Raw genomic sequence first — 25,252 nt, forward strand, 5'->3', positions numbered from 1 at the left:
GCTGATCAGGCACGCCGGTACGGCGACCGGGCGGCTCGCCGATGGTCCCGTGGGGCGGTGGGGCGGCTGGTCGGAGGTCCCGGACGGCGCTCGGCGGGGGGACATCCATCATGCGTACGCACTATCCGCGGACCCGGCATCTGCCCTGGTCCCCCGGAGCCACTTCGGACGATCTCCGGGTCACGGATCTGTCCGGGCTGCGCGGGCGCGAGGTGGTCGTCACCGAGAAGCTCGACGGCGAGAACACGACGCTGTACGCCGACGGCCTGCACGCCCGGTCGCTCGACTCCGCCCACCATCCCTCACGCACCTGGGTCAAGGCGCTCCAGGCCCGGGTCGGTCCGTACATCCCCGAGGGCTGGCGGGTGTGCGGGGAGAACATGTTCGCCCGGCACTCGCTCGCGTACGAGGACCTGGAGAGCTGGTTCTACGGCTTCTCGGTGTGGGACGCCGAGAGCCGCTGCCTGGACTGGGACGGCACGGTCCGCTTCCTGCACGGGCTCGGTGTCCCGGTGCCGCGTGTGCTGTGGCGGGGCGAGTTCGACGAGCGGGCGCTGCGGGCGCTGCGGCTGGACCTCGGACGGCAGGAGGGGTACGTCGTCCGGGTCGCGGACGGCTTCGGCCCGGCGGAGTTCGGGGCGCGCGTGGCCAAGTGGGTACGGGCCGGGCACGTCCGGACGGACACGCACTGGATGCACGCGGCGGTCGTGGAGAACGGGCTGGGAGCGCGGGCCGCCCTGTGGGACGTGCGCTCGGGTGCCCGTGTCGACGCGGAGGCGCTGGCGGAGGCGGCCGGGCTGCCCGGTGAGGGGGACGCGGGGGCTCTGACGCGGTTCGACGCGGCCGGGTTCACCGGGGACGACCGGCTCGTGGGGTCCCTCGCCGTGCTGCTGCACGCCCGGCACGGGCGGCGGGGGTGGCTCGCGGGCCGCCTCGCCGCGGCCGTGGGCCTGCCGCTCGCGCGGCGCGTGGCGGATCTCGTCGGGCTGCACCCGGCGCTGCACCGGCCCTATCCGGACGAGGACCGGCGGAGCGGTCTGGTGCGGATGTCGTACGCCGCGGATCTCGGGCTGCTGCACGCGGTCGCCCGGGCCACGGCGGAGACGGACGGGGCACGGGAACAGGTGGAGTGGTCCGCGTTGCACGCGGAGGAGATCGGCGACCCGGAATGGGGCGCCCTGGGGGACGCCTTCGGCGACCTGCCCGCCCACGCGGCCGTCCGGTGCCGGGCCGAGGCGCGGGAGGCGTACGCGCGGGGGCGGATCAGCGCGATCGCCGGGGACGGCGGACCCGGCCAAGGTGACGGGAGCGGCGGGAGTGGTTCCGCCTGCCGCTGCCGCACGGTCTCCGAGGAGGCCGTGGCCGCGACCTGGCGGTGGCGTTCGGGGGACTTCCCGCAGCTGGTCCAGCTGGTGGGACCGGCCGGCAGCGGCAAGAGCACGTTCGCGCGGGAGCTGCCGGGCGTGGACGCGTACGTCTCACTGGACGAGCTGCGCGCGGCCCGGGGTTCGCGCGCCGATCAGCGGGCCAACGGGGAGGTGCTGCGCGCCGGGCTCGACCGGCTGGACGCGGCGCTGGCCGCCGGGGGGACCGTGGTGTGGGACGCCACCTCGCTCACCCGGCCGCAGCGCTCGCTCGTGCACGCGGTCGCCCACCGCCGGGACGCCCTGCTCACCCACGCCGTGGTCCTCGTCGACGAGGACGAGCTGGTGCGGCGCAACGCCCGTCGCGAGCACCGGGTTCCGCCGGAGGTGCTCACCGCGCAGATACGCCGGTTCAGCCCGCCGTACCCGGGCGACGCCCATCGCACCTGGTACATCGGGGCGAGTGGGACCGTGGAGGAAGAGGTCTGAGGAGCATGCGTACGAGCGAGGAGATCTACCACCGGGTGCGCTGGGACGCCCGCTTCGACCCGGCCCGCTTCGTGCTGGGCGTGATGCAGCGCGGCGCCGATCCCAAGCGCGTCCCGCTGCCCGCGTTCGTGCCGGGCGGCGAGATCCCGTGGCACCGGGTGCTGTTCGTCGAGGCCGACGGCGAGGTGGTGTGGGACCGGACCACCGGCGTGGACCGTATCGACGCGACGGACGCCGGGCGCGTGCGGGAGGCCCGGCGGCTGCGGGCGCCGTTCTTCACGCCCCGCACGCCTCATGTCTGGGACGACGTGGAGGAGGGCTGGGTGCCCGCGCCACCGGGAGCCCCGGAGGGGCCCGGCGGCTCACCCGCGCCGACCGACGCCGTACGCGTCCTGACCTGGAACACCCTCTGGGACCGGTACGACGCCGACCGCATCGACAGTGCCCGGCGGCGGCCGTTGCTGCTGCGGGCGCTGCGCGAGGCCGACGCGGACGTGATCGCGCTGCAGGAGGTCGAGGCGGAGCTGCTGGCCATGCTGCTGCGGGAGCCCTGGCTCCGGGCGGGCTGGACGCTCGGCACGGACCCCGGTGGCCGTGACGTGGACGAGTGCGGTCTGCTGCTGCTGAGCCGGCTGCCGGTGCGGGAGGCGGCGTATCACGCGCTGGGCCCGCACAAAGGGGTGACCGCCGTGGTCGTGGAGACGGCCACCGGCCCCCTGGCCGTGGCGGCGACCCATCTCAGCAGCGACCACTCCGTGGACGGCGCCGGTCGCCGTACGGCCGAACTCTCCCGTATGGCCGAGGGGTTGGCCGGTCTGGACGCCGAGCTGGTCCTCGTGGGCGACTTCAACGACGGCGGTGACACACCGCAGGTCACCCTCGGGATGCGGGACGCGTGGAGCGAGGCGCACGGCCCCGGGGACATGACGCCGACCTTCGACCCCGGCGCCAATGCCCTCGCCGCGGTCTCCTCCCTGAGCGGCCGGGCCTCCCGGCTGGACCGGGTGCTGCTGCGCTCGGCGGGCGAGGGCCTGCGCGTGCGCCGGGCCGAGCTGTACGGCGACCGGCCCACGGCGGAAGGTCTCCACATCTCCGACCACTACGGCGTACGGGTGGAGCTGGCGCGGGACACGTCCGTATCCGCCGCCGACGTCTGCGACGCCACGCCGACGGCCCGTACGGCGCTGGCGTGGCTGCCGCCCGACGGCCTGTGGCCGCCGTTGCAGGACATCCGCCGGGCTCACGACCCGCAGATCCACCGCTGGCCACCGCACGTCAACGTGCTTTTCGGCTTTGTACCGGAACACGCCTTCGAGGAGGCGGCGGCCGTGCTGGCGTCGGCGCCGACCGCCGCGTTCGACGCCCGGCTGGAGGGCGTGCACTGGTTCGGGCACCGGGACGACGCGACGGTCTGGCTCGACCCGGCGGCGGCCGGCGAGGGGCCGTGGGCCGAGCTGCACCGCACCCTGGTGAGCCGCTTCCCTCGCTGTCACGGCCGCCGTCACGGCTTCACCCCGCACCTCAGCCTGGGCCGCACCACCGACCCGAACGCCCTGGCCGCCGACTGCGCGGCCCGGCTGGCGCCGATGCCGGTCCGTGTCGGCGAACTGGCCCTGCTGTCCCGACGCGGGGACGAGCCGATGCGGGTGCGGGGCCGGCTGAAGCTGGGCACGGGTGAGGTGCGCTGGGAGCGGGAGGAGACCCCGCACCCCGAGCCTCGGGAGGAGATGCCGGGTGCGGACGAGACGGCCGACACCGCCGTGGCCGACCGCCTCGCCCGCCGTATCTCGGCCGCCCTCCCCCACGGCGTCGTCCACGTCGTCGGCTCCCGGCGCATGGGCTGCGCGCTGCCGGGCGCCGACCTGGACCTGGTCGCGACCCTCCCCGGCTCCGTCGAACTCGCCTCGCTGCGAGCGGAGTTGACGGCGGCGCTCCCGGACGCGACCGGGGTGCGGGAGGTGGTCGGCGCCCGGGTGCCAGGGCTGCGGCTGCGGCTCGACGGGACGGACGTCGACCTGGTGGTCGTGGCCACGGGCTCGCTGGACCCCGCAGAGGCGGTGGACCGCCGGGACGAGCTGGGCGAGGCGGCGGCGATCGCGCTGAGCGCGGTGAGCGACGCCGACGCGGTACTCGCCTCGGTGGGCCCCCACCGGGCGGCCTTCGCCCGGCTGGCCACGCAGGTCAAAGCGTGGGCGAAGGCGCGAGGGCTGGACTCGGCACCATTCGGCGGCGTACCGGGTCTGGCCTGGTCGGTCCTGGCGGCCCGCACGGCGCGCGAGGCCGGTGACCTTGACCTGCCGCCGGCTGACCTCCTGCGGCACTTCTTCGCGACGTGGGCGGCGTGGGACTGGCGAGAGCCGGTGGACGGTGGGGCCGAGCGGTCTCCCCTTCCCCTCACCATCACCACTCCCTCGCCCCCGGTCCGCCCCTGCACGGATCAGGTCACGACGGGCATGCGTGACCTGATCACACAGGAGCTGTTCCGGGCCTGGGAGTTGCTGGAGGAGGGCCGCCCCTGGTCGGGCGTCCTCGCCCCTCCCCCACTCCACCGCCGCCACGCCGCCTGGGCGATCGTGACGGTGGGCGGGGGTGCGGACGAGGGCCGGGTGCGGGGCAGGATGCGGGCCCTGATCGCCGACCTCGCCGAAGCGGCCCCCGGGTGCCATGCCTGGCCCCGCCCCTTCGGCACGGCCCCCGCCCGCTTCGCCATCGGCCTGGGGCCGACCCCACCGGCCGCCGAGACGCTGACCGCCGTGGCGGAACGCCGGCTACGTGGTCTGGACGGGGTCACGCTCACCCGGGCCGAGGGGGGCGAGATCCCGACCCTGCACTGACCCGACCCTGTACGGAGGTGGTCAGAGCACGTCGACGTAGTCCGACGCGCTGGTCGCGGCGCCGGTCGTCGAGTTGCCGTAGTACACCCAGCGGAAGGAACCGTCGGTGGAGGCGGTGACCGTCGCCTTGAGGCCGCCGGTGCTGCTGCTGGTGACCTTCTTGACCGTCTGGAAGGTGTCGGCGCCCTTGGCGCGGAACTGGAGGCTGACCGTACGGCCGCCGTAGGCGCCGTACGTCTTGGTGCTCCAGTTCGCCCGGGTCAGCTTGCCCGTGACGGTGATCGTCCTGCCCTTGGCGACCGGCTCCGGCGTGGCGTTGGCGGTCGCCCTGGCCGCGCGCTTGAGCTGGGCGGTCTTGGACCGTGTCTCCAGTTCCCCGGTCTTGAGACCGCCGTCGGCCTTCCACAGCCGCAGCGAGACACCGACCTTCCACGTCGTGGCGTCGCTGTTGGAGTCGACGTGCTCCTGACTCGGATCCGGGTCGATGTAGAGCTCGCCCTCGCAGCGGGCGTGCTTGGAGTCGATCTCGTAGCAGGTGTAGCCGCCCGGCTGGATGAAGTTCTCGCCGGTGTCGGCCGCGGTCGTGATGGTGCCGCGGTAAAGGAAGGGGTACGCGTCGTACCGGGACGGGTCAGCCGTGCTGTACCCGGTCGGCAGGGCGATGTTGAAGGAGATGGGCGGCTCCACCACCTTCGACGTGCCGACCACGATCGGCTTGCCCTTGTTGATGACGATGTCCGACACGGTGATACCGGTGTCCGCCGCGCCGGCCGTCGGCGCGTTCAGCACGGAGAGCGCCAACGCTCCCGCGAGCGTGGCCACCGCGACGGACCGTCTGCCTGTGTGCATGCACACCTCTTCGGAGGAGATGGATTCGGGGAGCGGCACAGTATCAATGGCGTATGCATGCCTCAGCGGGGTGGCGTGACACCCACCGGCGTACGTCACGCTCGCCGTCTTCAGCAGCCGGTTGATATATCCGCGGAAGCGATATATCAATCGGTCTTCCAGGGGGTCCGCATGTCCAGGACGCTTGTCGACATCGACGACGACATGCTGGCCTTCGCGCAGCAGCAGCTCGGCACCAAGACCAAGCGGGACACCATCAATCGGGCGCTGGCCATAGCGGCGGCGATCAGCACCGAGGACCGGGCACGCGCGCTGCGCTGGCTCCAGACGAACGCCGACACGTTCCTCGACTTCGACGTCCTCGAAGCCAGGGAGCGAGACGGGCTGTGACCTACCTGGCCGGCACCTCCGCCGTGTGGCGCCTACTCCGTGGCCAACTCGGCGCTCCGTGGCCCGAGCGAGTGGCGCGTGGCCTTGTGGCCATCTGCCCTCCGGTGGAGTCCGAACTGATGCCCGGACTCCGCGCCGACCGCGACTACGAGCCCTTCTTCACCATGCTCGGCCAGTCCTTCGGCTGGGTGCCCGCAATCGACGACCCATGGCCGAAGATCATCGAGGTACAGCGGGACCTGGTGAAGATCGGCCACCATCGCGGCCCGTCTCCGCTGGACATCCTGATCGCGCTCACCGCCGAGCATCACGGCCTGACCCTGCTCCACGTCGACGACGACTTCGCCGCGATCGCGAAAGTCCGGCCCGATCTCTCCCTCGTCCGCGGACAGCAGCCGGCCCTCTGAGAAGTTCGCGGGGGTCAGCTACCGGACGCGTACGTCACGAACTCCGCCCACGCGTCCCTCGTGAGCGCTAGCTGAGGTCCGGCGAGGTTCTTGGAGTCGCGGACGTGGACGGTGCCGGGGGCTACGGCGATCTCGACGCAGGACTCGCCATTGTTGCCGCCGCTGTAGCTGCTCTTGAACCACACCAGTTCGGAGGCGTCCCCGGCGAGGGCCTTGCGCATCATGTCTCTCCCAGCAGTTGCTCGATGAAGGCCAGCGACTCCCCAGGCGGGAGGGCCTGCGCTCGGATGGTGCCATATTGCAGTTCAAGGACCCGGAGCTGCTTGAGGTCAGTGACAGGGCGCCCGCTGAATACGCCGTCGCAACGTCCCACCGCCGTACCGTCCGCGAACTTCAGCAGCTCGATCCGTCCGTCCAGGCCCGAGTGGACCTCGCGGTGCGTCGGCATCACCTGAAGCGTGACGTTCCTCAACCGACCCACCTCCAGCAGGCGTTCGAGCTGCCGCCGCCACACCATTGTGCCTCCAAGAGGACGCCTCAGCGGCGCCTCTTCCAGCACGAAACTGATCGCGGGCCCGGGGTCACGCTCGAAGACGGATTGCCGAGCCATGCGGGCGGCCACCATTCGGTCCACGTCGTCCTGCGAGTACGGAGGCTGCGCCGCTTCGATCGCCGCCCTGGCATGCTCCGGCGTCTGCAACAACCCGGCGATGATGTTGCACTCGTACCCTGCGATCTCGACCGCCTTGGCCTCCAGCTTGCCCAGCGCCCGCACCTTCTTCGGGTACCGGACCTTCTTCACGTCCTCCCACGTCGCCGTGATGAGCCCGCCCGCGTCCAGCGCCTCGTCGGCCTTGTCCAGATACTCCTGCCGGGGAATCCGTTTCCCGCCCTCGATCTTGTAGACGAGGTCCTCCCCGTACCCGACCGCCCGACCGAAATCGGCGGCGCTCATCCCCACCGCCTCCCGCCGCAGCTTCAGCTGCCTCCCGACCGTGGCGATGACCGCGACGCCCCACTCGTCGTCCGGGTCCACCTCCCAGCCCGGCTCGTCAGCTTCCGTCTTGAGCCGCCCCGCGTCCCCGTCCACCAACATCGCGCACCTCTCCGCCGTACCGTCGTGCCTCAACGCCCCCTACCCGTACGGCCCTTCCGGACAGGCCCGACACGACCGGACAACGTCCGGACAGTCACCGTACGTATCGGCGTAGTCACTTTTCACCGTACGCACGCGTCGCCACGCTGAGTGATGTGAATACGGAAACCGTCGGCCCCCACACCGAGCACCACAGCCCCATCCGCAACTTCAGCGTGCGACTGTCCTCCACACCACGCGGAGCCCGCCTCGCCCGGCTGCTCGCGGCCGAGCAACTGCGCACCTGGGGGCTGCCGTCCGACCCGGCGGAGCACATCGTCGCGGAGCTGGCGGCCAACGCGGCGACGCACGGGCGGGTCCAGGGACGCGATTTCGACGTGACGCTCTACGTCATCGGCGCCACCCTCCGCATCGAGGTCACCGACACCCGCGCCGAACTGCTTCCGTGCACCCGGCGCCCCGCCTTCGACGACGAGTCCGGGCGCGGCCTGCTGCTGGTCGAGGCACTCGCGGAGCGTTGGGGAACCGCGCCGGGGCGCCCCCCACGGAAGACCGTCTGGGCGGAGGTCGGCCTCCGCCCGGCACCGGCACCGGCACCGGCACCGGCACCCAGCAATGCGTGCTTCGGTGGCACGGGCCGTCTTTTCCCAAGAACTCAAGGGTGAAAGAACCCCCACCAAGCCCCACCCCTCCCGCCCGCCGAGCAAGCTCACCCGGGCGGGTGAACATCGCGAACTCGACTGGCGCCGGGACCGGTTGTGCGCCTTACTCTCAGCGCAACACAACCGCAGACATGCGACGGCCCCCGCCGGGACGGCAATCCCAGTGCGAGGGCCTGACCACCGAGGAAGTAGGAGCTTCCCGATGGATACGCAGAACCCTAGCGCGCCCGCGCGCGCCCAGTCCCGGCTTGCCGACAACAAGCACCCGAACCGACGGAGCCACTCCGGCTCCAGCGTCGGCGGTCTGATCCACGACCACACCCGCCACACCACCCGCTTCACGGTGATCGGCAACCACCTCGCGCAGCACCCGGAGCTGTCGCTGCTCGCGATCGGCCTGGCCACGCACATCCAGTCGCTGCCGCCGAGCGCCCGCGTCGACATCAAGAGCCTCGCGGCCCGTTTCACGGAGGGCGCGACCCGTATCGCGGCGGCACTGCGCGAGCTGGAGACCCACGGCTACCTGCGCCGCGAGCGCGTACGCACGCCCGCGGGCCGCATCGTCACCCGCACGATCTCCTGCAACCAGCCCGGTCGCGGCGGCCACACGGAGGCCGGGCCCACACACCGCCCCTCCCGCCCGGGGAAGAAGCCGCCCCGCAAGCCCCTCCCTGCCGTCCCCCAGCCTTCCTGCTCCTCCCCCACCCTCCTCCAGACCGCGACCGACCTCCTCGCCGACCTGCGCCGCACGGACCCCCGCCTCCTCCTCTCGGCCTGCGACACGGCCCACCTGGCTCCGGGTGTCGCCGCCTGGTTGGAGCGGGACCTGGGCCCCACGGCCGTACGCCACGCCCTGACGGCCGACCTCCCACCCGAGGACCTGCGCCGCCCGGCCGCCCTCCTGGCCCACCGCCTCACGACCCAGCTGCCACCCCCGCCCCCGTTCCGGGCGCCCGCGACGCCACCGCCCGTCCGGGTCCGGTACCCCATGACGAACTGCGACGGCTGCGACCGCGGCTTCCGGGGACCGGAGGGCAGCCGTTGCCGCGACTGCGGGCCCGGCCCCACTTCCCACCCCCCGGAGGCCACCTAGCATGAACGTGACGATCCTTGCCCCCGGCCACAGACGACGAGGAGCGAGTGCCATGCCCATCGCCCCGGACGACGCACAGCCCGGCTCCTCCGCCCTATACCGGGCCATGCGGGACTTCGTTCAGTCGATGGACGACACCCTCCCCGGCAAGTTCGAGATCACCAAGGAAGGGATCGTCCACGACATGATGGCGCCCATCGGACCGCACGAACTCACCGTGCTGCGCCTACGGAAGCGTCTGGAAAAGGCAATGCCGGAAGAGATCGTGGCCCATACCGGTGAGCCGGACGTGGAGGGCGAAGCCGAGGGCATCATGCGACGCCCCGACGTGATGGTGATCGCCGAAGCCGACATGGAGGTCGAGGGAACCTTCGATCCCCTCACCATTCACGCCGCCGTCGAGGTTGTCTCCCGCTCCAACCCCGACAACGACTGGGTCACCAAGATGCGCGACTACCCGCTGCTCGGCATCCCCGTGTACGCGCTCTTCGACCCCCGCACCGGCACGGGCGCCGTCCTCACGGACATCCACTCCACCCCGGACGGCCCCCGCTACGCGACCCGCAAGGACTTCGTCTACGGCGAGGACGTCACCATCGCCGACTGGACCATCTCCACGGAGAACCTCCCCCGCTACCCCGACAAGGACTGAGGGCGAGCCCGGTCACCTCCCCGCCGCCAGCCCCTCCCGCAGCGCCTCGTACGCCGGCTTGCGGCCGTACGTCTCGTCCATCGGGGTCGCCGAGCCCTCCCCGTCGAAGACGCCCGGCACCCAGGAGTACTTGTCGGTGAAGCCCCACACCGTGAAGGACTTGCAGCTCCGGGCGCCCAGGCAGGCGTCAAGCAGGCGGCGGTAGTAGCTCGCCTGGGTCGCCTGCTTCGTCTCGTCGACCGGCAGGATCATCCGCACGTCGACCTCGGTGAACGCGGTCTGCATCCCCAGCGCCCCGAAGCGGGCCAGGTTCTCGGCGACCTGCCCCGGGAAGCCGTACTGGATGGCGAGGTGGCCCTGGATACCGAAGCCCTGGACGGGGACGCCCTCGGCGCGCAGCCGCTTCGCCAGTTCGTAGTAGGCGGTGGACTTCGCGTTGACGCCCTCGACGTTGTAGTCGTTCAGGAAGAGCCTGGCCTTCGGGTCGGCCGCGTGGGCCCAGCGGAACGCGTCCGCGATGTAGGAGGGGCCCAGCTCACGCAGCCAGATCGAGTTGCGCAGGCTGCCATCCTCCTCGAAGACCTCGTTCACCACGTCCCACTGCTGGATCTTCCCCTTGTACCGCTTCACCTCTGCGGTGATGTGGTCGCGGAGGATCTTCCGCAGTTCGTCCCGCTTGATCGAGCCGTCCTCCACCCCGCTGGTCAGCCAGGTCGGCAGCTGGCTGTGCCAGACCAGGGTGTGACCGCGGACGACCTGGCCGTGCGCCCGCGCGTAGCGGACCAGGTCGTCGGCCGGCTTCCAGTTGTGGACACCCCGCTCGGGCTCGACCGACTCCCACTTCATGGCGTTCTCGGCGGTGACCGAGTTGTAGTCCCGGCCGGTCGTCCTGCGGTACGTCCGGTCGTCCGCGAGCGCCGTCATGTCCACGGCCGTTCCGATGCGTACGCCGGCCCGGTCGGCCAGCGCCCGCAACGACGGCCCGTGTCCTCCCCCGCCCGCCGACGCCGGCTGCACGGCCACCACCGTGGACAGCAGTGTCCCGGCGGCCAGCGCGAGCGCGGGCAGGCGGAAGCGGTTTTTGTGCCTCATGCGTGGTCCCTTTCTCGGAGCCGGTTCTCGGGCCGGCTGTCTCTTCCGGTCGGGCAGGCCCTGCTCTCAGATCCGCCGGCTCTCCAGCGGCCCCAGATACGTCGGCGTCAGCCCACCCGTGTCGATCACCAGGCGTTGCAGGATCACCGTCGGGTCGACCATCCAGAACTTCAGGCGCCGCACCCCGGGTCCGGCGACCGTGTGCCGGGTCGCCGTCACGTTCACGTTGTCGGAGGTGTTGCGCGCCCACTGCTTGTTCATCAGCCCGTCGTCGGCGCCGGTGACGGCGTGGATGTCGACGACCTGGGGTTCCGCGTCGTCGAAGGACACCGCGTAGCGCAGGCCGCCCGTCGCCAGGGCGGGATTCCGCGGCGAGACGTACGCCCACACCGTCACCTCGCCGCCCCCGCCCGCCGGCACCGACAGCAGGCCGACCTCGTACTCCAGCCGCGGCCCGGACCCGCCCGGCGTCCGCCGCGCCGCCGTCACCGGCCACGGGGTCATGCCCGCCCCCGTACGGCCGATCCGCTCGATCCGCCGCCAGCGCACACGTCCGCCGGGCGACCCCACCGCCCGCGTGTGGTGCTCCGCGTCGATCGCGACATACCCGCCCGCCTCGACGAACCCCCGCAGCGCCCGCGCCTGCCGGGCCGACGGCTTCTCGGCGACCGCCTTCACCGTCACCGAGGCCCCCGCCCCGCTCACCGTCAGCGTCCCCTCCGCGCCACCGGCCGGCACCCGCGCCCAGTCCACCCGCACGGCCACCCGGACCTGCTGGTCGACCCGGCCGCGCGACCGGTCGACGACCAGCCACGGCGCCGACGGCTCGATCCGGTACGAGAAAGGCGTACGGCCCCGGTTGAAGATCTCGACGTACTGCCGGGGCCGCGTCTGGTACGGACTGAACACGGGGAGCACGGCCGCCGCCCCGGACGCGCCGCCCGGCCACCACGCCCCCCGGTCGTCCGCCCCGTCGACGGCGACTCCCAGCTCCGCCGCCTCCGGCACCTCGATCCGCCGCACCTTGGGGAAGATCTCGTCCGGCAGCGCCTGGTGATCCTTCTCCGGCTGCTGCCATCCCGCGTTGGGCCCGTAGCGTTCGACGTCCCCGTACCCGATGTGCGGCTGGGTCTGGAAACCCCGCCACTTACCGCCCGCGATCTCGGTGTTGAAGCGGTCGGCGAGGGCGAAGTCCCTGGCCAGGCCCGCCTCCGCGGCGGCCGCCCGGTCGTTGGTCGCCGCCCGGCCCTGCCGCGCGTACAGCAGGTTGGTGAACTCGTCCTCCCGTAACCCGTACAGGTTCGCCGTCGCCAGCACCGGATAGCCGACCAGCTCGAACCACGCGTCCTGGACACCGGCCGGCAGCTTCCGCCCCACCCGCTCCGCCCGCCGGGCCAGCGCGCGCCACTCCTCGGTGACCCGTTCCAGCTCCCGGTGCCCGAAGAAGAAGGGCGTCTCCTGGTCGTCGTAGACGATCGCCCGCTCGTCCTTCGTCGGGTCCTTCGACGCGTCGAGGGTGATCCGCCGGTTCAGCAGCTCGGGCTTGCGGCGCGCCTGCAACTGCCCGTACGCGCTCAGCACCTCGGCGATCTCGTCGGCGAGCCGCCCGCCGAAGTTCTGCCGGGCGAACCCCCGTTCCCACTCCTCCAGGTTCTCCAGCCCCCAACGCCCTGGATTCCAGGCGTAGTTCAGGAAGAACTCGGTGGGCAGCTCGTTCCCCTTCAGGTCACCGACGTTCGCCACCCACAGGCCGTGGTTGCCGTAGGCGTCGGCCTCGTGGAGCTGCTCCCAGAGGTTGGCGAGGTTCGCCGTGTCGACCCACTTGTAGTTGCGGCCGACGCCCACGTAGTCGAAGTGGTAGTACAACCCGTACCCGCCGGGCCGGGGCTCCCGCGGGTCGGGGTGCTTGCGGATGTTCCCCCAGTTGTCGTCCGTCAGGACGACGGTCACGTCATCGGGCGCGCGCAGGCCCCGGTCCCAGTACCGCTGGACCTCCTTGTAGAGGGTCCACACCTGCGGGGTCTCCTCCGCCGGCCTCCCGGTCACCTCCTCGATGATCCGGCGCTGCGTCTCGATGATCTCCGTCATCAGCTCGATGCCGTCGCCGTCGGGGAGGCTGGTGTCGCCGTTCCCGCGCATACCGAGAGTGACGACGCCCTCGAAGTCCTCGTCGACCATGCGCCGGATACCGTCCCGCCAATAGGCCCTGATGGCCTCGGCGTTACGCCGGTACGACCACTCCCCCGTCCCCCCGTAGGGGTCGCGACCGGGGGTCACGATCGCCCCGGAGGAGTCCCTGACCGCCGGCACGGCATGCCGGTTCCACTCCTCGATCCCCCGCATCATGGGCGCCTCATGAGACGTGCCCATGACAATCCCGTATTCCTTGGCCCGCGCGTGGTTCTCCGGGTCGTCCTCCGCGAAGGCCCGCCCCCACACCGCCGGCCAGACGTAGTTCCCCTTCAGCCGGAGCAGCACCTCGAAGACCTTGGCCCAGAAGCCGGCGTTGAACCCGCCGGGGTACCCGGGCGCCTTGCCGGGCCCGAAGAACGCCGGCGCCCAGGTCCCGAGCGCCGGATTCTCGTCGTTGATGAAGACCCCCCGGTACTTCACCGCCGGCGTGCCCTGGCTGTACCGGCCCGGCAGCACGTACACCTCGTCCCGGCGCACCGGCGGAACGTCGTCCCACCAGTACCAGGGGGAGACCCCGATGCCGTACGACACGTCGTACGCCCCGTAGATCGTGCCGCGCGGATCGCTCCCCGCGACGACGAACGCCCGCTCCACCCCGGGCATCGGCCGCTCCACGACCGTCTGCAACGAGGTCTCCCACTTCCCCCGCACCCCGCCGACGTCGAGCTTCCCCGCCTCCACCAGCCCGTCGATCAGCGGACTGAGCCCGATGGTCCCCACCAGGACCACCTCCCGGCCCATCGAGCCCCCCGGGCGCACCCCCGTCACCCGCTCGATGTCGTCCCGCAGATCCCCCGCGGCCCGTACGACCCCGGGGTGGTCCTCCGGACTCACCACGACCGGCACCCCGACCAGCGGGAACGCGCCGGGGGCCGGGGTGAAGGACAGATAGGCCCCCGCGTCCGTCACCCGCAGCGCCCCGGCGCCGCCGCCGGCCCTGGGACCGTCGCCCGCCGACGCGGCCCCCGGCAGCGCGGGGCCAACGGCAAGCCCCGCGCCCACTCCCAGAACGGTTCTACGGCTGACGTCCGCGGACATGCCACACCCCTCGACCGGTCGTCCCGAAGCCGGGATTTGCTCAGCGACATGACAAATGGTGGAGGGAGTGAAGCGAGGGGACAACGGGTCGCACGCGTCGAATAGTTTCGAAGAGTCCCCGAGTCCCGGTCTCCAGGAACCGACTTCATCGAAAGGGCAAGCGAAAGGGCCCGTACGACCGAAGTCGTACGGGCCCCTTCTGGAGCTCGTGCTGGAGCTACCAGGTCAGATCAACGGACTTACTTGTTGATCTTGGTGACCTGGCCGGCGCCCACGGTCCGGCCACCCTCACGGATGGCGAACTTCAGGCCCTCTTCCATGGCGATGGGCTGGATGAGCTCGACCTTCATCTCGGTGTTGTCGCCCGGCATGACCATCTCCGTGCCCTCGGGGAGGGTCACAACACCGGTCACGTCAGTCGTACGGAAGTAGAACTGCGGACGGTAGTTGTTGAAGAACGGCGTGTGGCGGCCACCCTCGTCCTTGGACAGGATGTAGGCCTGGGCCTCGAACTCGGTGTGCGGGGTGACCGAGCCCGGCTTGATGATGACCTGGCCGCGCTCGACGTCCTCGCGCTTGATGCCACGGAGGAGCAGACCGACGTTCTCACCGGCCTGGCCCTCGTCGAGCAGCTTGCGGAACATCTCGATACCGGTGACCGTGGTGGTGGTCTTCTCGGTCTTGATGCCGATGATGTCGACGGTCTCGTTGACCTTGAGGACACCACGCTCGATACGGCCGGTGACGACCGTACCGCGACCGGTGATGGTGAAGACGTCCTCGATCGGCATCAGGAACGGCTTGTCGACGTCGCGCTCCGGCTCCGGGATGGCGGAGTCGACGGCGTCCATCAGGTCCAGGACCGACTGGCCCCACTCCTTGTCGCCCTCGAGCGCCTTGAGCGCCGAGACCTTGACGACCGGCAGGTCGTCGCCCGGGAACTCGTACTCGGAGAGGAGCTCACGGACCTCGAGCTCGACGAGCTCCAGGATCTCCTCGTCGTCCACCATGTCGGCCTTGTTCAGGGCGACGACGATGTACGGAACGCCGACCTGGCGGGCCAGGAGCACGTGCTCCTTGGTCTGCGGCATCGGGCCGTCGGTGGCGGCGACCACGAGGATGGCGCCGTCCATCTGGGCAGCACCGGTGATCATGTTCTTGATGTAGTCGGCGTGACCCGGGCAGTCGACGTGCGCGTAGTGACGCGACTCCGTCTGGTACTCGACGTGCGCGATGGAGATGGTGATACCGCGCTGACGCTCCTCAGGAGCCTTGTCGATCTGGTCGAAGGCCGAGGCCTCGTTCAGGTCCGGGTACTTGTCGTGCAGCACCTTGGTAATGGCGGCCGTGAGGGTCGTCTTACCGTGGTCGATGTGACCGATGGTGCCGATGTTGACGTGGGGCTTAGTCCGCTCGAACTTCGCCTTCGCCACGGGGTCCTCCTGTGGAGTGGTTCTGAACGCCTTGCTTCATCGGCGCCAGGTGATCTTTGCTGGAAAGCCCGGGCCCCGGGGTCAAACATCCGCGTTCGCGGGGGTTTGACCCCGTAAGGCTCCGGAGTCAAGCCTAAGGGCTGGAACTCGGCTGAGTTACTCGCCCTTGGCCTTCGCGATGATCTCCTCGGCGACGTTCCGCGGAACCTCGGCGTAGGAGTCGAACTGCATGGAGTAGCTGGCGCGGCCGGACGTCTTGCTGCGCAGGTCGCCGACGTAGCCGAACATCTCCGAGAGGGGCACGAGGCCCTTCACGACACGGGCACCGGCCCGCTCCTCCATGGCCTGGATCTGACCACGGCGGGAGTTGATGTCGCCGATGACCTCACCCATGTAGTCCTCGGGCGTGGTGACCTCGACGGCCATCATGGGCTCGAGCAGCACGGGGCTGGCCTTGCGAGCGGCCTCCTTGAAGGCCTGCGAACCGGCGATCTTGAACGCCAGCTCGGAGGAGTCGACCTCGTGGTAGGCACCGTCGAGAAGCGTGACGCGGACGCCCGTCATCTCGTACCCGGCGAGGATGCCGAACTGCATGGCCTCCTGCGCACCGGCGTCCACCGAAGGGATGTACTCCTTCGGGATGCGGCCACCGGTCACCTTGTTCACGAACTCGTACGACGCGTCGCCGCCCTCGATCGGCTCGATCGCGATCTGCACCTTGGCGAACTGGCCGGTACCACCAGTCTGCTTCTTGTGCGTGTAGTCGACGCGCTCGACGGCCTTGCGGATCGTCTCGCGGTAGGCGACCTGCGGCTTGCCGACGTTGGCCTCGACCTTGAACTCACGGCGCATACGGTCGACCAGCACCTCGAGGTGCAGCTCGCCCATGCCGCCGATGATGGTCTGGCCGGTCTCCTCGTCGGAGTGGACCTGGAAGGAGGGGTCCTCCTCGGCCAGGCGCTGGATCGCGACGCCGAGCTTCTCCTGGTCGCCCTTCGACTTGGGCTCGATGGCGACCTGGATGACCGGGGCCGGGAAGTCCATGGACTCCAGGATCACCGGCTGCTTGTCGTCGGCCAGCGTCTCACCGGTGGTGGTCTGCTTCAGGCCCATGACGGCGACGATGTCGCCGGCGCCCACCGAGTCGATCTCCTCACGCTTGTTCGCGTGCATGCGGTAGATCTTGCCGATGCGCTCCTTCTTGCCCTTGACGGAGTTCAGCACGGCGGTGCCGGACTCCAGGCGACCGGAGTAGATCCGGACGAAGGTGAGCTTGCCGAGGTGCGGGTCGCTCATGATCTTGAACGCCAGCGCGGACAGCGGCTCGTCGTCGGACGGCTTGCGCTTGATGACCTCTTCCGGGTCGTTGACGGCGTGGCCCTCGATGGCCTCGACGTCAAGCGGCGTCGGGAGGTAGCGCACGACCGCGTCGAGCAGGGGCTGGACGCCCTTGTTCTTGAACGCGGTGCCGCAGAACACCGGGGTCACCGTGGTGCCGGTGCCCTTGCCGGAGGCGATGGTGATGCGACGGATCGCCGCGTAGAGCTGCTCCTCGGTGGGCTCCTCGCCCTCCAGGTACAGCTCCATCAGCTCTTCGTCGTTCTCGGCGACGGCCTCGAGCAGCTTGCCGCGCCACTCCTCGGCGGCCTCGGTGTGCGTGGCCGGGATGTCGACGACGTCGTACATCTCGCCCTTGGCGGCCTCGGCGGACCACACGAGCGCCTTCATGCGGACCAGGTCCACGACGCCCTTGAAGTCGGCCTCAGCGCCGATGGGGAGCTGCATGACGAGCGGCTGGGCGCCCAGGCGGTCCGAGATCATGTCCACGCAGCGGTGGAACTCGGCGCCGGTACGGTCCAGCTTGTTGACGAAGCAGATGCGGGGCACGCCGTAACGGTCGGCCTGACGCCACACCGTCTCGGACTGCGGCTCCACGCCGGCAACGCCGTCGAACACCGTCACGGCGCCGTCGAGGACGCGGAGCGAACGCTCCACCTCGACGGTGAAGTCGACGTGACCCGGGGTGTCGATGATGTTGATGGTGTGGTCGACACCCTCAAGCGGCCAGTGACAGGTGGTGGCAGCAGAGGTGATCGTGATGCCACGCTCCTGCTCCTGCTCCATCCAGTCCATGGTGGCGGCGCCGTCGTGGACCTCACCGATCTTGTAGCTGACGCCGGTGTAGAAGAGGATCCGCTCGGTGGTGGTCGTCTTGCCCGCGTCGATGTGGGCCATGATCCCGATGTTGCGGACCCTGGCCAGGTCAAGTGAAGTGGTAGCCATAAGGCTTCGGTCTTCTCTCGGTCTCGATGGGGTCTGCGACTACCAGCGGTAGTGCGCGAAGGCCTTGTTGGACTCGGCCATCTTGTGGGTGTCCTCGCGCTTCTTCACAGCGGCACCGAGGCCGTTGGACGCGTCGAGAAGCTCGTTGAGCAGACGCTCGGTCATCGTCTTCTCGCGACGGGCGCGGGAGTAACCGACGAGCCAGCGCAGCGCGAGCGTGTTGGCACGACCGGGCTTGACCTCGATCGGAACCTGGTACGTCGCACCACCGACACGGCGGGACTTGACCTCGAGGGTCGGCTTGATGTTCTCCAGAGCGCGCTTCAGCGTGATGATCGGGTCGTTGCCCGTCTTCTCACGCAGGCCCTCCATGGCGCCGTAGACGATGCGCTCGGCGGTGGAGCGCTTGCCGTTCAGCAGCACCTTGTTGATGAGCGACGTGACAAGAGGAGAACCGTAGACCGGGTCGATGATGACCGGGCGCTTCGGGGCGGGGCCCTTACGAGGCATTCTTACTTCTCCTTCTTGGCGCCGTAGCGGCTGCGGGCCTGCTTGCGGTTCTTGACACCCTGGGTGTCGAGCGAGCCGCGGATGATCTTGTAGCGAACACCCGGCAGGTCCTTCACACGGCCACCACGCACGAGCACGATGGAGTGCTCCTGCAGGTTGTGTCCCTCACCCGGAATGTAAGCGGTGACCTCGATCCCGCTGGTCAGACGCACACGCGCGACCTTACGCAGGGCCGAGTTCGGCTTCTTCGGGGTGGTCGTGAACACACGCGTGCAGACGCCGCGACGCTGAGGGGAACCCTCGAGTGCGGGCGTCTTGTTCTTCTCGACCTTGTCCTGCCGGCCCTTGCGGACCAGCTGCTGGATCGTAGGCACTACTTCTCCGGTTTCTGTGTGCCGAATGGTGAAGCTAACCCGGAACATCTCCGACCCACGCGGTCGGGTGTGTCGAATACTGCGGGTCCCGCCGCAAGGCAGAAGAGCGCAGATTACGGCGGCCGCTTACGGCTCCCACCTGTGCGGTTCAAGGCACGCACGAGAGCCAGGGCACACCCCAGGCACAAGGTCTGAGCGTACCTATCGCATTCGCTACGGTCAAAACAAATGGGTAGCCACCGCGCTGTGCCCGGCCGGGGGCGCCTCGCCGCCGGCGGGGCGAGAGGGCTGCCGGGTGCGTGCGAGACGTCCGTGGCCGGTCGCGCAGTTCCCCGCGCCCCTGGGGTCTCCCGGGCTCACACCATGGCAAACGGCCCGGCCGTCCTCACACTCCGCTTTCCGAGGCCACTCCGGCGATGATCATGATGGCGAGGAAGAAGGCCCAGCCGGCGACCGAGAGCCAGCCGAGGATGATGCCCGCCAGGGCGAAGCCCTCGCCGCCCTCGCCGGTGCGCTTGATCTCGGAACGGGCGGTGTGGCCGAGGATGACGGCCGGGATGCCGGTGAGGCCCATGGTCATGGTGGTGAGCACACCGCAGACCATCGCGCCGACGGCCTTGCCGTTGGTGGGCGGGGGCAGAACCGGGGCCGGCATGAACGTTCTCGGGACCATGGGGGGCGCGACGGGCATGGCGGCCGGCTGCATGGCCGAGGGCCCCTGGGGCAGGTCGGCGACCAGGAGAGCCAACTCGCCCACCGTGCGCGCCGTGTAGGCCCGCTCGATGCGCTTCTCATACTCGTCCTGCTGGAGGCGGCCCTCACTGAATCCGGCACGCAGGACATCCACGGCACGCTCACGATCGGCATGGGCGGCGAGCAGCGACGGACTACTGCCCTGCGCCTGCCACGGCATCGGCTGCCACGACGGGTTCGACACGAGAAACACTCCCCCGGACTGGTTGTGCCTCCAATGATGCTCCAACGCACGCCCCCCGGCACAGGTTCCCGGGCGCCGGTTGTGTTTCGTTTCCGCTACCGGTGTCCCGGTTCGGCGACTGCCCGTGTCCCGATTCGGCGAGCCGACCGGACGATCGGCTTCCGCGACGACGACGTGATCGGGGGCGTATGTCGGCCAGCGGCCGGTTGCCGCCGGTTTCCCGCCCGGCCGCCTCAAGTACGTTGAGTGGTTGCGGAATCGACGACGTCGCTACAGGTGAACGCGGGGGCGAGGGCATGACCGGGGGGCGTACGCGCGCATGGGACGACGACGGGTTCGACGACCGCGTGCCCTTCCTCGCCCGGCTGGAGAAGGAGGATCGCGCGGCCCTGCTGGCCGTGGGCCGGCCCCTGCGCTACCGGGAGCGCGCCGTGATCATGCACCAGGACGAGCCGTCCACCCATGTGCTGCTGCTCCTGCACGGCTGGACCAAGGTGACGGCCATCGCCGCCAACGGCTACGAGGCGCTGCTCGCCCTGCGCGGCCCCGGAGACATCCTCGGTGAGGGCGCCGCGCTCAGCGGGCACCACCGCTCGGCCACGGTGACGGCACTGGAGCCGGTCGAGGCGGTCGTCATCGACCAGGCCCGCTTCACCGCGTTCCTCTCGGGCAGCCCCCAGGTGTCCCTGCAACTGCTGGGTCTGGCCACCGACCGGCAGCGGGCGACCGACCGCCGCCGGCTGGAGTGGGCGGCGCTCACCGTACGGGAACGGCTCGCCGTCCTGCTGCTGGAACTCGTCCGCACCCACGGCAACCGCACCGACGAGGGCATCGAACTCACCCTCGGGCTCAGCCAGCAGGAGTTCGCCGGCTCGGTGGGCTCCTCCCGGGAGGCGGTCGCGCGCCTGCTCAAGGAACTGCGCGCCAAGCAGGTCGTCATCACCAGACGCCGCCGCATCGTCGTGCTCCGCCCCGACGTCCTGCGCCGCATCGTCGGCGAGGGCGCCTCCTGACCCGGTCCCCTCCCGGAAGGACCACGTGCCGCTCTGTGCACATGGTCACAGTCCGTCCGTGTCATCGGTCCTCGGCCCGGCGCCGTCCGCACGCCATCGTGCTTCGTGCCCGCCGAAAGGGACCGACTCGCGAGAGGCAGACAGGGACAGATGGCCGACCCCGTATACCGCACGCTCCTGCTCTTCGACATCGAACAGTTCGGCAGCCGCGACGACGTGGAACAGGCGTTCCTGCGCCGGGTCCTGTACGACGTCGTCGACGCCACGCTCACCGCAGCCGACGTCGACGAGACGGCCTCGCTGCGCGCCGACCGCGGCGACTCGGTGATGGAGCTCATCGACACCCGGGTCTCCGTACCCGCGTTGGTGAAGACCCTCCTCACCGAGACGCCCGCACTCCTGCACAGCAAGAACCGCCTGCTCGCGAGCAGCGCGCGGATGCGCCTGCGGATCGTGCTCTCCTCCGGCTACGTCGCCGTGGACGAACTCGACGGCTGGGTCGGCTCCGACCTCAACCACGCCGTACGGCTGCTCGATGCCGACCCCCTGCGCGACGCCCTCAAGCAGTCCGACGCCGGCAGCGTCCTGTGCGTGTCGGACGGCGTCTACCAAGGCGTCGTGCGCCACGGCCCCCTGGGTGTGCGCCCGGACGACTTCCACCGCGTCACCGTCGACACGAAGGAGGGGCCGACGGTCGCCTGGCTGCACGGCGGACCGGCCGCGGGGACGGCGGCGACTCCCACCGCGCAGGCCCCGTCGGCCGCCGCGACGCCTCCCGCCTCCCCCGCCAACCACACCCAGGTCGGCGGCGACCAGTACGGAGTGACCGGCGGCACCGTCCACGGCAGCCTGCACTTCGGCATGCCCGACGGGGGTGAGAGGCGTTGACCCAGGAGGCGGCGGCCGTGACCGCCGGCCCGGCGAAGGCCGTCGAACAGCCGAAGGACGAGAACGAGGGGCAGGAGGAGTCGCCCCAGGCCCCCGAACAGCGCCAGAAGGCCTGGGACGCACGCCAGGACCTGGTCAGACACACGGCCCGCGCGTTCGCCTCCACGCTGATCGACGGGGATCAGTTCGGGCAGACGGGGGGCCGGCACTACGGCGACACGATCTTCAACTTCGGGGGCGTCGGCGCGGCGCCCCGCGGCGGGTCCTCCGGGCCGGTCCCCCCGAAGGAGATCGCCGAGCTGGCAGCCGTCTTCCGGGGTGGAGCCCACTTCGACCAGGCGCTCACCCGCCTGCGCGCCGACCGGATCGTGATCCTGAGCGGCGGGCAGGCGACAGGACGCCGGTCGGCCGCGATGATGTTGCTGTCCCGGCTGGGTGTCGAGCAACTGCGCGAGCTGGAACCGCCCGGCTCACCTCCCGCACTGCGCGACGAGCTGGACCGGCCCGTCGGGTACCTCCTCTGCGACTGGACCACCCGCCGCCGCCATCCGCTGCGGACCCCGCACCTCTCGGGGTTGCGCGAGCAGTTGGAGCGCGTCGGCGGCCACCTGGTCATCACCGTCGAGTCATCCGCACTGCCGACGGACGTCCCCTATGTGCGCTGGGAGCCGCCACCGACCTGCGACGTGCTGCACTCCCACGTCACCCACGCTGTCGGGGAGGCGCCCTGGACGGAGCTGAGCGGGCTGCCGTACGTCAAGGAGTTCCTCGCACGCGAGCATCCACCGCACGAGACCGCCCAGTTCGCGAAGCGCCTGGTGGCCCTTCACCGGGGAGAGATCGACGAGCGGACCCTCGCCGCCCACGGTGAGGCCGCCGCGGAGGCCCAGATCGAACGGTGGCTCACGGGCGAGACACCGAACCTGCTCGACAAGGCGTTCCTCGTCTCACTCGCCGTCTTCGACGGCGCTCCCTACGCGGTGGCCGCGGAGCTGGGAGACAGGCTCTTCAAGCTCCTCCACCGGACCGAGAACCCGGACGAGCCACCGCGCATCCCGGTGTTCGGCAGCTCCCGCGCCGAACGGCTGCGACTCGCCCGTGCCGAGGGCCAGTGGGAGACCGAGCCGGGTGAGTCGGTCCTGGTCGGCCACTTCGTCGCACGCTTCCAGGACGAGCGGATCCCCCGACTGCTCCTGCGTGAACTGTGGAACCTCCATCCCTCGGCGCGCCCCTCCCTCGTGAGCTGGATCAAGCAGCTCGCCAAGGACGGACGCCCCCTCGTGCGGACCCGGGCGGCCGGTGCCGCCGCTCTGCTCGCGCACGCCGAACCGGCCTCCGCGATGGCGCACCTCGTCGAGCCCTGGGCCGACTCCGGCAGCCGCACCGCCTGGCTGACCGCCGCGAACGCCCTGACCCTGGCCGTGCTCCTGGAGGTTCCTCAGGTCCCGGCGATCCTGCACCACTGGTGCACGGGCGAACTCAAGAGTCGGCGCTGGACGGCCATCAGGGCCTACGGCCTGCTGGGCCCGGCCCACCACGAGGCCACCCTGCGCGCCCTGCTCGACGCCGTCCGCCGGCCCCTCAAAGGCGACGGCGACGACGAGGAGGAGGACGCCGGGCAACTCGCCGACGCCCTGGAGCTGCTCCTCCTCACGGTCAAGGGGCCGGTGCTCGCCACTCTGGCCGCGTACCTGCCGCCCCACCCCGACCGTGCCGTCCGTGACCGTGCGCTGCGCGCCTTCGTCCAGGCCTGCGAGCGGTACGAGGAGGACGGCGACCGCCCGATCGTCCTCGACTGGTACGCCCAGGCGGTGGAGGACCGGGACGAGGCGGACGCCCGTTGTCTGACCGCCTTCTGGGAGACCGCCCTCGGCGACCACGAGCTGACCGTCCAGGCCCTGCAAGCACTGCGCAGCTGGGTCCTCACCGCCGGCCGGGACCGGAGGTCCGAGGTCACCCTCGCCTCCCTGCTGCCCGCGCTCACGGGCACCCCGGCCAACCGGCAGCGCGTCACCCATCTCCTGCGCACCCTGCGCGACTCGGACGAGGACACCACCGGAGTGGCCGCACGGCTGCTCACGACCGTCGCCTGAACCTGGCCCTGGCATACGGAGCTGCTCATGTCAGAAACGCACCCCCAGCCCGACGCACCCGACTGGCTCGACGAAGACGCCCCTCTCCCCGCCTCTCGCCCCGACCCCGTCATCAGCGTCCGGCAACTGCCCCGCCTCCGTCTCGGCGGCCGGCGGTTCACCGGGCGGATCGACAGCGCCCTGGTCTTCGTGACCCGCAAGGGCTCGCACGAGACCTACCTGCCCCCGGCCCGGCCCACGACCGTCCGCCGCTATGTCGCCCTGTACGAGGTGAACACCGACCCGCACTTCTTCCAGCTGCGGGAACAACTGCCCAGCGAGGTCGACAGCTTCGAGTTCGACCTCGCCGCCGACATCACCTGGCGGGTCACCGACCCCGCCCGCTTCGTCGCCAGCCAGGAACGCGACGTACCGGGACTCCTGACGCGGGAACTCGTCCCGCTGATGCGCGCGGCGAGCCGTGACCACGCCATCGGCGACAGCGCCCGTGCCGAGCGGGCGGTACAGCGGGCGCTGGACGACGCCGCGCCGATCGGCGCCGGCCAGGGACTGCGCGCCACCGTCACCGTCCGCCTGCGGCGCGACGCCACCGAACGCACGCACCAGGAACGGCTGCGCGTCGCGCGCCATGAGGCCGAGGCGGCGCCGCCCGAGCACGCGGTCATGGTCCACCGGCTGCGACACGAGGCCCGCATCAGGTCCGAGCGGATCAAGTTCTACGAGGACTGCCTGGCCAGAGGCGACACCGCCGCGCTGGCCCTGCATCTGACCGAGCACCCCGAGGACACCCAGCTCGTCCTGAAGCAGCTCGGTGAGCAGCGCAAGGAGCTGTTCGAGACCCAGCGCCATCTGATCGGCCGCGTGCTCGACAAGGACGGCCTGGAGAGCTACCAGATGGAGGAGCCCCGCCGGCTCACGGCCCGGTGGATGACGACCGTGCTCAAGTCCGGCGCCGCTCCCCAGGACGAGATCCCCGAGGCCCCGGCATGAACGCCGTACCCGCCCGGACGCCCACACCCGAGGTGCAGGCCGGCCTGCAGCTGCTCGGCGACCTCCGGGCGGAGATCGCACGCGCCGACACCAAGGCCTCCGTCCTGGTCGGAGCCCTCGGCATCACGGCCGGGCTGCTCGGCGGACACGGCCGGGGCCCGGCCGCGCTCTCCCCGACCGCCGCCGTCCTGTGGTGGATGGGCGCGGCCTCCCTCTTCACCGCGATGTTCGCCCTGCTCCTCGCCGTCCTCCCCCGCTACCGCCGAAGCAGCTGGGAGCCCGGCCGGCCCCTCACCTACTTCGGGGACGTCCGGCGCGCGGCCCGTTCCGGCGGGCTCGTCGCGGCCGTGGCGGAGACCGGACGCGACCCCGCCGCCGGCCTCTGTTCCGCGCTGGCGGAGACCAGCCGCATCGTGGCCCGCAAACACCTCTGGATCCGCACCGGTCTGGTCGCCTTCGGCTGCGCGGCCCTCCTGCTGCCCGTCTCCGCCCTCATGGCCTGAGCAGACATCTCCGAGCCCGGGGCCCGCACCGGCATCCACCGGACACGCCTGCCGGATCCACCCGCCGGA

The 25,252-nt window shown here is 70.9% G+C and carries 22 protein-coding genes; 12 read left to right on the top strand and 10 right to left on the bottom strand.

The genetic code is table 11. The features are described 5' to 3' along the window. Positions 1 to 110: 110 nt before the first annotated feature. A complete protein-coding gene (locus tag AC067N_RS22215) occupies positions 111 to 1,853 on the top strand; it encodes an RNA ligase family protein (RefSeq protein ID WP_478680590.1) in 1,743 nt (580 codons plus the stop codon). A gap of 5 nt (positions 1,854 to 1,858) precedes the next feature. Then, the gene (locus AC067N_RS22220; RefSeq protein WP_478680591.1) at positions 1,859 to 4,687 is read left to right on the top strand and encodes an RNA repair domain-containing protein; all 2,829 of its coding nucleotides are present in this window, start codon (positions 1,859 to 1,861) and stop codon (positions 4,685 to 4,687) included. Between the two features lie 21 nt (positions 4,688 to 4,708). Here AC067N_RS22220 and AC067N_RS22225 read toward each other — a convergent pair whose 3' ends face one another. After that, on the bottom strand, positions 4,709 to 5,536 hold the full coding sequence (locus AC067N_RS22225) for a hypothetical protein (protein ID WP_478680592.1): 828 nt from the start codon (positions 5,534 to 5,536) through the stop codon (positions 4,709 to 4,711). 171 nt (positions 5,537 to 5,707) lie between these two features. Here AC067N_RS22225 and AC067N_RS22230 point away from each other — a divergent pair, with 171 nt between their 5' ends. Beyond that, positions 5,708 to 5,926: a type II toxin-antitoxin system VapB family antitoxin gene (locus AC067N_RS22230; protein WP_355400776.1), complete on the top strand. Its 219-nt coding sequence runs from the start codon at positions 5,708 to 5,710 to the stop codon at positions 5,924 to 5,926. Between the two features lie 86 nt (positions 5,927 to 6,012). Further along, complete coding sequence (locus AC067N_RS22235) at positions 6,013 to 6,333, top strand: PIN domain-containing protein (RefSeq protein ID WP_478680593.1); 321 nt, start codon at positions 6,013 to 6,015, stop codon at positions 6,331 to 6,333. Positions 6,334 to 6,347: 14 nt separating this feature from the next. Here the strand turns inward: AC067N_RS22235 and AC067N_RS22240 are convergent, their stop codons facing one another. Together AC067N_RS22240 and AC067N_RS22245 are read right to left on the bottom strand one after the other, a co-directional pair. Beyond that, positions 6,348 to 6,557 carry a DUF397 domain-containing protein gene (locus AC067N_RS22240; RefSeq protein ID WP_478680594.1) on the bottom strand — a complete coding sequence of 70 codons (210 nt, stop codon included), beginning with the start codon at positions 6,555 to 6,557 and terminating at the stop codon, positions 6,348 to 6,350. Then, entirely contained in the window at positions 6,554 to 7,429 is an 876-nt protein-coding gene (locus tag AC067N_RS22245; protein ID WP_478680595.1) for a helix-turn-helix domain-containing protein, read from the bottom strand. Before AC067N_RS22245 ends, AC067N_RS22240 begins: the two co-directional genes overlap by 4 nt. A gap of 155 nt (positions 7,430 to 7,584) precedes the next feature. Between AC067N_RS22245 and AC067N_RS22250 the strand changes: the two genes are divergently transcribed. The 3 genes from AC067N_RS22250 to AC067N_RS22260 all read left to right on the top strand — a co-directional run bounded on the left by AC067N_RS22250 (position 7,585) and on the right by AC067N_RS22260 (position 9,836). Then, a complete protein-coding gene (locus AC067N_RS22250; RefSeq protein ID WP_478680596.1) occupies positions 7,585 to 8,094 on the top strand; it encodes an ATP-binding protein in 510 nt (169 codons plus the stop codon). Positions 8,095 to 8,293: 199 nt separating this feature from the next. Continuing rightward, complete coding sequence (locus tag AC067N_RS22255; protein WP_478680597.1) at positions 8,294 to 9,184, top strand: helix-turn-helix domain-containing protein; 891 nt, start codon at positions 8,294 to 8,296, stop codon at positions 9,182 to 9,184. 52 nt (positions 9,185 to 9,236) lie between these two features. After that, complete coding sequence (locus AC067N_RS22260) at positions 9,237 to 9,836, top strand: Uma2 family endonuclease (RefSeq protein ID WP_478680598.1); 600 nt, start codon at positions 9,237 to 9,239, stop codon at positions 9,834 to 9,836. Between the two features lie 12 nt (positions 9,837 to 9,848). Here the strand turns inward: AC067N_RS22260 and AC067N_RS22265 are convergent, their stop codons facing one another. The 7 genes from AC067N_RS22265 to AC067N_RS22295 all read right to left on the bottom strand — a co-directional run bounded on the left by AC067N_RS22265 (position 9,849) and on the right by AC067N_RS22295 (position 19,672). After that, a complete protein-coding gene (locus AC067N_RS22265; protein ID WP_478680599.1) occupies positions 9,849 to 10,928 on the bottom strand; it encodes an endo-1,4-beta-xylanase in 1,080 nt (359 codons plus the stop codon). A 66-nt stretch (positions 10,929 to 10,994) separates the two neighbouring features. Continuing rightward, positions 10,995 to 14,159 (bottom strand): glycosyl hydrolase 115 family protein, encoded by a 3,165-nt coding sequence (locus tag AC067N_RS22270; RefSeq protein ID WP_478680600.1) that lies wholly within the window; start codon positions 14,157 to 14,159, stop codon positions 10,995 to 10,997. A 239-nt stretch (positions 14,160 to 14,398) separates the two neighbouring features. Beyond that, positions 14,399 to 15,592 (bottom strand): elongation factor Tu, encoded by a 1,194-nt coding sequence (gene tuf / locus AC067N_RS22275; protein WP_055515262.1) that lies wholly within the window; start codon positions 15,590 to 15,592, stop codon positions 14,399 to 14,401. A gap of 156 nt (positions 15,593 to 15,748) precedes the next feature. Continuing rightward, positions 15,749 to 17,875: an elongation factor G gene (gene fusA, locus AC067N_RS22280; protein ID WP_478680601.1), complete on the bottom strand. Its 2,127-nt coding sequence runs from the start codon at positions 17,873 to 17,875 to the stop codon at positions 15,749 to 15,751. A 39-nt stretch (positions 17,876 to 17,914) separates the two neighbouring features. Continuing rightward, positions 17,915 to 18,385, bottom strand: a complete 471-nt coding sequence (gene rpsG, locus AC067N_RS22285; protein ID WP_003992340.1) for a 30S ribosomal protein S7 — start codon at positions 18,383 to 18,385, stop codon at positions 17,915 to 17,917. Positions 18,386 to 18,387: 2 nt separating this feature from the next. Further along, the gene (rpsL, locus tag AC067N_RS22290; protein ID WP_003948652.1) at positions 18,388 to 18,759 is read right to left on the bottom strand and encodes a 30S ribosomal protein S12; all 372 of its coding nucleotides are present in this window, start codon (positions 18,757 to 18,759) and stop codon (positions 18,388 to 18,390) included. Between the two features lie 385 nt (positions 18,760 to 19,144). Beyond that, the gene (locus AC067N_RS22295) at positions 19,145 to 19,672 is read right to left on the bottom strand and encodes a DUF1707 and DUF4190 domain-containing protein (RefSeq protein WP_478680633.1); all 528 of its coding nucleotides are present in this window, start codon (positions 19,670 to 19,672) and stop codon (positions 19,145 to 19,147) included. Positions 19,673 to 19,992: 320 nt separating this feature from the next. Between AC067N_RS22295 and AC067N_RS22300 the strand changes: the two genes are divergently transcribed. From AC067N_RS22300 to AC067N_RS22320, 5 genes are all read left to right on the top strand, one after another. After that, complete coding sequence (locus AC067N_RS22300) at positions 19,993 to 20,709, top strand: Crp/Fnr family transcriptional regulator (RefSeq protein ID WP_478680602.1); 717 nt, start codon at positions 19,993 to 19,995, stop codon at positions 20,707 to 20,709. Between the two features lie 150 nt (positions 20,710 to 20,859). Next, positions 20,860 to 21,597 carry a hypothetical protein gene (locus AC067N_RS22305; protein WP_478680603.1) on the top strand — a complete coding sequence of 246 codons (738 nt, stop codon included), beginning with the start codon at positions 20,860 to 20,862 and terminating at the stop codon, positions 21,595 to 21,597. Positions 21,598 to 21,614: 17 nt separating this feature from the next. Continuing rightward, positions 21,615 to 23,690, top strand: coding sequence for a hypothetical protein (locus AC067N_RS22310; protein WP_478680604.1), 2,076 nt, complete (start codon positions 21,615 to 21,617; stop codon positions 23,688 to 23,690). Between the two features lie 27 nt (positions 23,691 to 23,717). Then, entirely contained in the window at positions 23,718 to 24,680 is a 963-nt protein-coding gene (locus tag AC067N_RS22315) for a hypothetical protein (RefSeq protein WP_478680605.1), read from the top strand. Beyond that, entirely contained in the window at positions 24,677 to 25,183 is a 507-nt protein-coding gene (locus tag AC067N_RS22320) for a Pycsar system effector family protein (RefSeq protein WP_478680606.1), read from the top strand. The genes AC067N_RS22315 and AC067N_RS22320 overlap by 4 nt, the downstream gene beginning before the upstream one ends. Positions 25,184 to 25,252 lie beyond the last annotated feature (69 nt).

The sequence above is a fragment of the Streptomyces sp. NPDC042364 genome, from assembly GCF_056437585.1.